This window comes from Pseudovibrio sp. WM33, assembly GCF_001623165.1.
GTDB lineage: Bacteria > Pseudomonadota > Alphaproteobacteria > Rhizobiales > Stappiaceae > Pseudovibrio.
The window spans coordinates 18,680-27,339 of the sequence record NZ_LMCK01000112.1; the positions used below are offsets into that span (position 1 = coordinate 18,680).

Annotated in this window: 6 protein-coding genes and 1 tRNA gene; 6 read left to right on the plus strand and 1 reads right to left on the minus strand. The window is 49.9% G+C overall.

Going from position 1 to position 8,660, the window contains the following annotated elements; all coding sequences use genetic code 11:
• Nucleotides 1-253: 253 nt before the first annotated feature.
• Entirely contained in the window at nucleotides 254-520 is a 267-nt protein-coding gene (locus PsWM33_RS20385; RefSeq protein ID WP_063301458.1) for a hypothetical protein, read from the plus strand.
• A gap of 381 nt (nucleotides 521-901) precedes the next feature.
• On the opposite strand, the gene PsWM33_RS20395 is transcribed toward PsWM33_RS20385, so the two are convergent.
• A tRNA-Lys gene (locus tag PsWM33_RS20395) sits at nucleotides 902-977 on the minus strand.
• Nucleotides 978-1,553: 576 nt separating this feature from the next.
• Between PsWM33_RS20395 and PsWM33_RS20400 the strand changes: the two genes are divergently transcribed.
• From PsWM33_RS20400 to PsWM33_RS20420, 5 genes are all read left to right on the plus strand, one after another.
• The gene (locus PsWM33_RS20400; protein WP_063301459.1) at nucleotides 1,554-3,761 is read left to right on the plus strand and encodes a NosR/NirI family protein; all 2,208 of its coding nucleotides are present in this window, start codon (nucleotides 1,554-1,556) and stop codon (nucleotides 3,759-3,761) included.
• A gap of 35 nt (nucleotides 3,762-3,796) precedes the next feature.
• Entirely contained in the window at nucleotides 3,797-5,704 is a 1,908-nt protein-coding gene (gene nosZ / locus PsWM33_RS20405; protein WP_063301460.1) for a TAT-dependent nitrous-oxide reductase, read from the plus strand.
• 13 nt (nucleotides 5,705-5,717) lie between these two features.
• Nucleotides 5,718-6,992, plus strand: coding sequence for a nitrous oxide reductase family maturation protein NosD (locus tag PsWM33_RS20410; protein ID WP_063301461.1), 1,275 nt, complete (start codon nucleotides 5,718-5,720; stop codon nucleotides 6,990-6,992).
• Nucleotides 6,989-7,909 carry an ABC transporter ATP-binding protein gene (locus PsWM33_RS20415; RefSeq protein ID WP_063301462.1) on the plus strand — a complete coding sequence of 307 codons (921 nt, stop codon included), beginning with the start codon at nucleotides 6,989-6,991 and terminating at the stop codon, nucleotides 7,907-7,909. The genes PsWM33_RS20410 and PsWM33_RS20415 overlap by 4 nt, the downstream gene beginning before the upstream one ends.
• 4 nt (nucleotides 7,910-7,913) lie before the next feature.
• A partial coding sequence (locus tag PsWM33_RS20420; RefSeq protein WP_063301463.1) for an ABC transporter permease occupies nucleotides 7,914-8,660 on the plus strand: 747 nt, incomplete at its 3' end.

Genomic DNA, 8,660 nt, shown 5'->3' on the forward strand with positions numbered 1-8,660 from the left:
CTCATCTTGAGGCATCAGAACCTCTTTTCAAGTAGCGGTCACCGCAGCCGTTAATCCGCGGTCTTTTTGTGTCTGGAGTTCGTTCTCCAAACGCAAACTCTCGCTTATGGGCGGGAGGGCGGTGAATATAATACCCTTCGCGGGGGAATAAACCCGCCTGTCTACTTGCAGGTTCTGAACCTCCCGCTCACCAGTGGGTTGTCAGAAGCCTTCTGCTGAGTGGTTGTTCAACACCCAAAGTAGAGGGCTTGAAATGACAGAAACTGGTAAAGAGAAATGTGCCCATACGTCCCTTCGCAATGAAGTGGATCAGCTTAGCTTAGCAACTAACCACCTCAAAAATTTAGTTTATTCTATGAGTGTGGTTTTGAGCGAACGCATGGAGCATACACAGGAATATGAAGCGTTGTTGACGCTGTTTGATACTGTGCGCAATCACATTGAAGATGTGCAGGGAAGTAGCGAGAAGATTTCCGAGCTGCTCGAACCTTGCGCGCTGGAAGTCTCCAAAGACGAATAATACGGAATGAAGAGGGGCATTGCCCCTCACGGAATATTCTGGCTTGGGAAGCATGATGCTTCTCAGGCCTTTTTTGCTGGTCGCTTGAAGCGGGCATGCGCTTTATCAAGAAGTATTAAAGTTGCGCCCTGACGGGCGTTGACGACCCTCCGACAACTCTCAAGAGTTAAAACCTCAATGAAAGCCTGTGTCCTGACGACTAATGACGACATTAACAGCTTTTCCAGAATTAATTTGAAAGGGTCTTTGCAGGAACTAAGAGAGGTAAAATCGCGCTTTCAAACGCTCTCATTTGCTTACATAGTGCTGACACAGGGCACAAAAGCAAAAAGCTCCCGGGAGGGAGCTTTGCTAAACCTCTTTATATACCATGAGGTTAAATGGTGAGCCCGCACGGGTTCGAACCGTGGACCTACTGATTAAAAGTCAGTTGCTCTACCAGCTGAGCTACGGGCTCTCAGGCGCGTCTGGTGTGGTCGCTGCCTGTGAAGGATCTTCTAAGGATTGCAGGTATTTAGCGCAAGCGCTTTTTTTGATTTTCCACACTGTGCATTGAATTTGAATCAAGTATGCATCTTACGTCTCGCATAATCACGAAGAGAAGGCGGCTACACTTAAGTGCCTTCAGCGAAGAATGCGCCTCATACGCGCTAATGCCGAGAGTTAAGAGTGGGAGCTATCATCAGACTTCCCCCCTAGGACATATTGTCTCGATTTCTCCGTAAAACTACAACCTAAAGCTCATTCAGCCATGCATTTTCACAGCAATTCATGGGTTTTAAGTATCCTTAACAAATGCAGATTATTCATTTAAATACGAATAAATACAAACAGTTACGACAATAAAAAATTCCGTGACGCAGAGCATCATCGCGCAAAATCAATCAAAAGTTGTGAAATATCTAAATACTGTGGAGATGCGTGTTTTGATCAATTAGTGGAGTTGGCTTTTTGATCTGTCGCAAAGAACTCGCCTCCGAATAAGCGCACCTACTTAATGTATATTTTTCATGCGAGATAAGGTTTCTCGGAAATGCGAGCTCTCAGGTTGCGCACTGTCTTCCTTCTAATTTTTACGTTCTTTCTCAGTGCGTCGAACTATGCGATAGCTGCGTCGGACTCTTCAAACCGTGTTCTCGACTTTGCCAAAAAAGTTGAGGTCACAAAATTCTTTCCTAAGGCCGACAAGTACGGTGCACTGCGCGAGGACATCGCAGTGTTGCCAGCAATGGCCGGAGATGACGTTTTAGGTTGGGTATTCCTAACCACCGATCTCGTTTCCACAACAGGATATTCTGGCAAGCCTATTGATACGTTGGTTGGTATCAATCCAGACGGCATGCTTACAAGCGTTCAGCTGGTAAAACACGCGGAACCAATCGTCCTGATTGGCATTCCTGATAGCGAGATCAAAAAGATCACCGAGAACTACGCAGGTCTCGATATCAAGAACGAAGCAGCGCAGGGCGGGTCGGCTCATGAGCTGGATATTATCTCCGGCGCGACCGTCACCATTATGGTGATTGATGATTCCGTCGTGAGAGCAAGCCTGAAAGTGGCGCGCACCCTCGGACTTGGTGGCCTGAAAGGCGCTACTACTGACACTGGTCCAAAATTTGTCATCGATCCAGACAAAGCAGAAGTCTCTGACTGGATGACAATGACTGGTGATGGTTCTATCCGTCGTCTGACGCTCGATGTGGGCCAGGTCAACGCCGCTTTTGTAGAGCAGGGCAATCCCAAAGCCATCAAACGTCCAGCGAAGGGACCAGAAACCGACTCTTACGTCGATATGTTTATGGCGCTTGCTGACGTCCCAACTGTAGGTCGTACGATCCTGGGAGACGCAGAGTATGCCAATCTGAAAAATCGCCTTAGAGAAGGTGAGCACGCCATCGTAGTTCTCGGTCGGGGTCGATATTCTTTCAAAGGCACAGGCTACGTACGTGGTGGCATCTTTGATCGTATTCAGCTGATCCAGAATGACATTTCAGTACGCTTCAGAGACCGTCAACACAAACGTCTCGGCGTTGTGGCTGCAGATGATGCGCCAATGTTCAAAGAACTGGACATGTTCACCATTCCTGCAGACTCTGGTTTCGATCCAAGTAAACCATTCCGGCTGCAGCTTCTTGTGCACCGTACGATTGGTGCAATTGAGAAAACCTTCCTGACATTTGATCTGGGCTATCAGTTGCCGCAGCAATACCTGAAGAAGGTAGAGGTTGTGCCAGTTGCCGCAGCAGATGCAGGAAATGGAGAAGGCGCAGTTGCCGCTCCTGCAGAAAAAGGCCGCGTAGAGCTCTGGCAGCGCATTTGGAATGATCGCCAGGTTGATATCACGATCTTGGGCATTGCACTTACAATCCTGACAGGCGTTTTCTTCTTCCAGATGCAGGTTGCCAAATCAGAGAAGTTTACCTTCTGGTTCCGTATTGGCTTCCTAACCTTCGTCTTGGTCTGGCTGGGCTGGATGGAAAACGCGCAGCTCTCTGTTGTGAACGTTCTGGCGCTCTTCTCAGCGCTGACGACAGAATTCAGCTGGACCGCGTTCCTGATGGATCCACTCGTGTTCCTACTGTGGTTTGCTGTTGCAGCAGCACTCATCTTCTGGGGGCGTGGCGCATATTGCGGCTGGCTTTGCCCATTTGGTGCACTTCAGGAACTAACCAATCGGATCGCGAAGTTCTTCAAAGTTCCACAAGTCTCAATGCCTTGGGGATTGCATGAGCGCCTCTGGGCCGTGAAGTACATGATCTTCCTCGCTCTATTTGGCTTGTCACTCTACTCATTGGCAGTTGCTGAGCATTATGCAGAGGTTGAACCATTCAAGACCGCAATTATTTTGAAGTTCCAGCGCGGATGGCCGTTTGTCCTGTTCGCTGTGGCGCTCTTGACCGCGGGTCTGTTTATCGAACGGTTCTATTGCCGATACCTCTGTCCGCTTGGTGCAGCGCTCGCCATTCCAGCACGCCTACGCATGTTCGACTGGCTGAAGCGCTACAAAGAGTGCGGAAATCCATGCTCCCGTTGCGAAAAGGACTGCATGGTTGGAGCGATCCACCCAGAGGGCAACATCAATCCAAACGAATGCCTGAACTGCCTGCACTGTCAGGTTCTGTATCAGAGCGACGACAAATGTCCGGTCTGCATTAAGAAGCTTGCCAAGCGCAAGAAGTTCGAAGCGCAGACGGGTATTTCAAAGACGGAAAAGGGCACTTCCGTCAAACAACCGGCTTAGGCCAAATCTACTAGAAAGTATCAAGGGAGACTTTCATGACTGATAGCAAAGAGACAGGTCTGTCACGCCGCGCATTGCTCGGTGGTACTGCTAAAACAGCCGCTGTTGCGGGTCTGGGTGCAGTGGCAGTTGCTGGCGTTACTGGTGGCATCACTGCTGCACAGGCAGCTGAAGGTAACGACTTCCACGTTGCTCCGGGTGACCTGGACGAATACTACGGCTTCTGGTCTTCTGGTCAGGCAGGCGAGCTGCGCATTCTGGGTATCCCATCCATGCGTGAACTGATGCGCGTTCCGGTGTTCAACCGTTGTTCTGCAACCGGTTGGGGCCAGACCAACGAATCCAAAAAAATTCTGACAGAAAACCTTCTGCCAGAAACCAAAGAGTTCCTTGCAGCTCATAATATGGACACATACGACAACGGTGACCTTCACCACCCACATATGTCCTTCACCGACGGCAAATATGACGGTCGCTACCTGTTCATGAACGATAAGGCAAATACTCGCGTTGCACGTATTCGTCTTGACGTGATGAAAGCAGACAAGATCATCGAAGTGCCAAACGCGCACGACATCCATGGTCTACGTCCTCAAAAATGGCCTCGTACAGGTTATGTCTTCGCAAACGGTGAGCACGAAGCTCCACTCGTAAACGATGGTAAAATCCTTGATAAGCCTGAAGAATATACCTGCATATTCACCGCGATTGACGGCGATACCATGGAAGTCGCATGGCAGGTGATTGTATCCGGTAACCTGGATAACTGTGATGCGGACTATCAGGGCAAATACGCATTCTCAACCAGCTACAACTCAGAAATGGGTACCAACCTGGCAGAGATGACTGCGTCCGAAATGGACCACTGTGTTGTCTTCAACATTAAACGCATTGAAGAAGGCGTCAAAAACGGCGACTACGAAATGCTGAATGGTGTGCCTGTTCTTGATGGCCGTAAAGGCTCCAAGTACACCGCATACGTTCCAGTGCCGAACAGCCCACACGGCTGTAATACTTGCCCAGACAAAAAACACGTTATGATCGCTGGTAAGCTGTCTCCAACAGTTTCCGTTATCGACGTGGACAAGCTGGATGCAGTGTTTGACGGTGCAGATCCACGTTCCGCAGTTGTTGCAGAACCTGAGCTGGGTCTTGGCCCTCTCCACACAGCATTCGATAACCGCGGTTTCGCATACACCACACTGTTCCTCGACAGCCAGATGGTTAAATGGGACATCGACAAAGCGATCCGTCAGTACGCTGGTGAAGATATCGACCCAATCCATTCTAAGATAGATGTCGCTTATCAGCCAGGCCACAACCACACTTCCATGGGTGAAACCCTGGACGCGGACGGTAAGTGGCTTGTTTCCCTGAACAAGTTCTCCAAAGACCGCTTCTTGAACGTTGGTCCTTTGAAGCCTGAAAACGAGCAGCTGATCGATATTTCTGGCGACGAAATGAAGATCGTTCATGACGGCCCAACATTCGCTGAGCCACATGACGTCATCATCGTTCACCGTTCTCTCGTGAACCCAGCTTCTGTTTGGGATCGTAACGACCCAACATTCGCTGATGCAGTTGCACAGGCAAAAGCAGACGGTGTTGATCTGGAAGAAGCAGAACACGTAATTCGCGATGGCAACAAAGTTCGCGTTTACATGCACTCTGCAGCTCCGACTTTCTCTCTTGAGAAGTTCACCGTGAAGCAGGGCGATGAAGTCACCGTTTACGTCACCAACATTGATGACATTGACGATCTGACACATGGTTTCTGTATCTCCAACTACGGTGTAGCAATGGAAGTTGCTCCTCAGGCAACTGCTTCTGTGACCTTCATTGCTGAGCGTCCAGGTGTTCACTGGTTCTACTGCCAGTGGTTCTGTCATGCACTGCACATGGAAATGCGCGGCCGTATGTTCGTTGAGCCTCGCGACGCATAAGGGAGCAGCGGGCATGACAAGGTTGTTCTGGCAAACATTGCTGGGAGCGACGGCTTTGATTGGCGTGAGCGTTTCTGCTCACGCCGCTGAAATCCCTGTTCCTGCACAGCCTGATGCCTTAGCCCGCGCCTTAGAAAAGGCGCAGGACGGAGATGTTTTGCGCCTTTCTGCTGGAATTCATCAGGGACCGATCATCATTGATCGGTCTTTGGTGCTTAAAGGAGAGCCAGGCGCAGAGCTTAAAGGCAATGGCAAAGGCTCAGTAATAACTGTCGAAGCACCAGATGTGGTCGTCGATGGACTGATCATTACCGGTTCAGGTCTTTCCAACCAAACAATCGATTCAGGCGTGAAGCTGACAAAAAAAGCAGATCGTGCCCGAATTACAGGCAATAAGTTCCTCAACAATCTGGTGGGTGTGGATGCACACGGCCCAGATGATGCTTACGTTACCGATAACCTGATTGAAGGACGTCGTGACCTGCGCCCCAACGAGCGCGGAAACGGCATATATGTCTGGAACTCACCACGACTTGTCGTGGAGTTCAACACCATCAAATATGGCCGTGACGGTATTTTCGTAAACACCAGTCCAAACGGTACTCTGAGAAATAATTATTTCCAAAACACACGCTTTGCCGTGCACTATATGTATGGCAACAAAGGAACTATCTCCAACAACGTCTCAGTAGACAATCACATTGGCTACGCTCTTATGTTTTCCGACAAGCTCACCATCACAAACAACATTTCTGATGGGGACCGCGACCACGGCTTGATGCTGAACTATGCAAACAATGCCGTAATCACCGGAAATCATGTAAAAGCATCGCCTGAGAAATGTTTGTTTATGTACAACGCCAATAAAAACAAAGTCGACGGCAACACGTTCGAGCGTTGTGAGATTGGAGTTCATTTCACGGCAGGTTCCGCTAAAAACAAGTTTTCCAACAATGCTTTCATCGGAAATAAAACTCAGGTCAAATATGTGGGCACACGTCATCTTGAGTGGACCTATGAAGGTCGTGGAAACTTCTGGAGCGATCATTCAGCCTTTGACATGAACGGAGACGGAGTAGCCGACACCGCCTACCGGCCAAACGACATGGTCGATCAAATTCTCTGGACGCAACCCGCGGCAAAACTGCTTACCGGAAGTCCTGCGGTTCAACTCCTCAGTTGGACGCAGTCTCAGTTCCCGGCGCTTTTGCCAGGTGGAATCGTGGACACAAAACCATTGATGCATGCACCAGAGTTAGCAAAGCCGAAGGTAGGAGCAAGAAGATGAATAATACAGTTCTTCGAGCTGAAAACGTCCGCATGACCTTCGATGGACGGGATGCTGTAAAAGATCTTTCATTTGAACTGGGAAGCGCAGAGAGGGTTGCGCTCCTCGGACACAATGGGGCAGGAAAAACGACATTCTTTAAGATGTCACTTGGTTTTCTAACCCCAACGGATGGACGGATTGAAGTTTTGGGTGCAGAGCCCGGCAGTGACAAAGCACGCGCATCCACTGCGTTCCTGCCTGAATCTGTTGCCTTTCAAAGAACATTGACAGGTGTCGAAGTTCTCAAATACTACGCACGACTAAAAGGAGAAAATGCAAAGAAAGCCATTGGTTTGCTCGAACGGGTCGGCCTTGCAGAAGCAGGACGCCGCCGCGTTGGGACATACTCAAAAGGCATGCGTCAACGCTTGGGTCTGGCACAAGCATTGATCGGGACACCGAAACTTGTCCTGCTTGATGAGCCAACAAGTGGCCTGGACCCCATTTCTCGGCAGAATTTCTATGATCTGGTGACTGAGATCTCAGGAAATGGAGCAACAGTATTGCTGTCGTCTCATGCCTTAACGGAAATGGAAGCACGTACTGATCGCATCTTGATCATGTCCAAAGGTAAATTGGTGGCAAACGATACGCTCGACCATTTGCGGACTGCAGCAAGGTTACCGATCCGCCTCAAGGTGAAGTCGAAAGAAGAGCCGGCAGAGCAACTGGCAAACCGCTTGGGTGGTACTCCGGTCAATTGTCGCTCAGTAGAAATCATGTGCGCGCACGAAGACAAGATCGCAAGAATTGCTGCGGTCACCAGCCTTGGCGCAATGATCGAAGACATCGATGTCCATCTGCCAACTCTGGATGATGTGTATAAGCACTTCTCTGAAAAAGCAGATCTCGAAGATAGTGCAGGGGAGGCATAAAGATATGTTCCAACGTATCCTCACTGTAGCTCACCAAGAATTCCGGATCGGCTTGCGAAATCGCTGGATCCTGCTTTCTGTTGTGATCCTGAGCGCTTTCTCCATGGCATTGGCCTTGCTCGGTTCAGCTCCTGCGGGCACGCTTGATGTAAGCCGCATGACAATCACTGTAGCTTCTCTGTCCAGCCTGTCAGTCTATCTGGTTCCGCTGATCGCACTGCTGCTCGCTTTTGATGCTGTTGCAGGTGAAATCGAACGCGGGACCTTGCTGCTGATCTTCTCTTCACCAATGACGCGAAGCGAGTTCCTCATTGGCAAGGCTGTCGGACATATCTGCGTTCTAATGCTGGCTCTCACACTCGGCTACGGGTCAACCGCATTGATGCTGGCAGCCACCGGTGGCGGTGACACCAGTGGTTTCATCGACTTTGCGCGGCTGATCGCAACCTCAGCCATCCTCGGCTTTGCATTCTTGTCCCTTGGATACATCGTTAGTGCACTCGTGCGCCAGGTGACGACAGCAGCAGCAATGGCGATCGGAATTTGGTTGGTACTGATTGTGCTTTACGATTTGGCACTATTAGGAGCATTGGTCGCTGATAGCGAAGGCTTCTTTGCTTCCAGTGTGTTCCCATTTGCTCTGCTGGCAAATCCAGCGGATGCCTTCCGCTTGTTCAACCTTTCAGCACTTGATGCCAACGCCATGGTCGGCGGTATGGCAGGTGTCGCTGAAAGCCTTCCATTCCCGCCA

Bases quoted from the DNA above. Each gene is read 5' to 3' on its own strand.
- PsWM33_RS20410 (WP_063301461.1), top strand. From the start codon at position 5,718: ATGACAAGGTTGTTCTGGCAAACATTGCTGGGAGCGACGGCTTTGATT.
- PsWM33_RS20415 (WP_063301462.1), top strand. From the start codon at position 6,989: ATGAATAATACAGTTCTTCGAGCTGAAAACGTCCGCATGACCTTCGAT.
- nosZ (WP_063301460.1), top strand. From the start codon at position 3,797: ATGACTGATAGCAAAGAGACAGGTCTGTCACGCCGCGCATTGCTCGGT.
- PsWM33_RS20400 (WP_063301459.1), top strand. From the start codon at position 1,554: ATGCGAGCTCTCAGGTTGCGCACTGTCTTCCTTCTAATTTTTACGTTC.
- PsWM33_RS20385 (WP_063301458.1), top strand. From the start codon at position 254: ATGACAGAAACTGGTAAAGAGAAATGTGCCCATACGTCCCTTCGCAAT.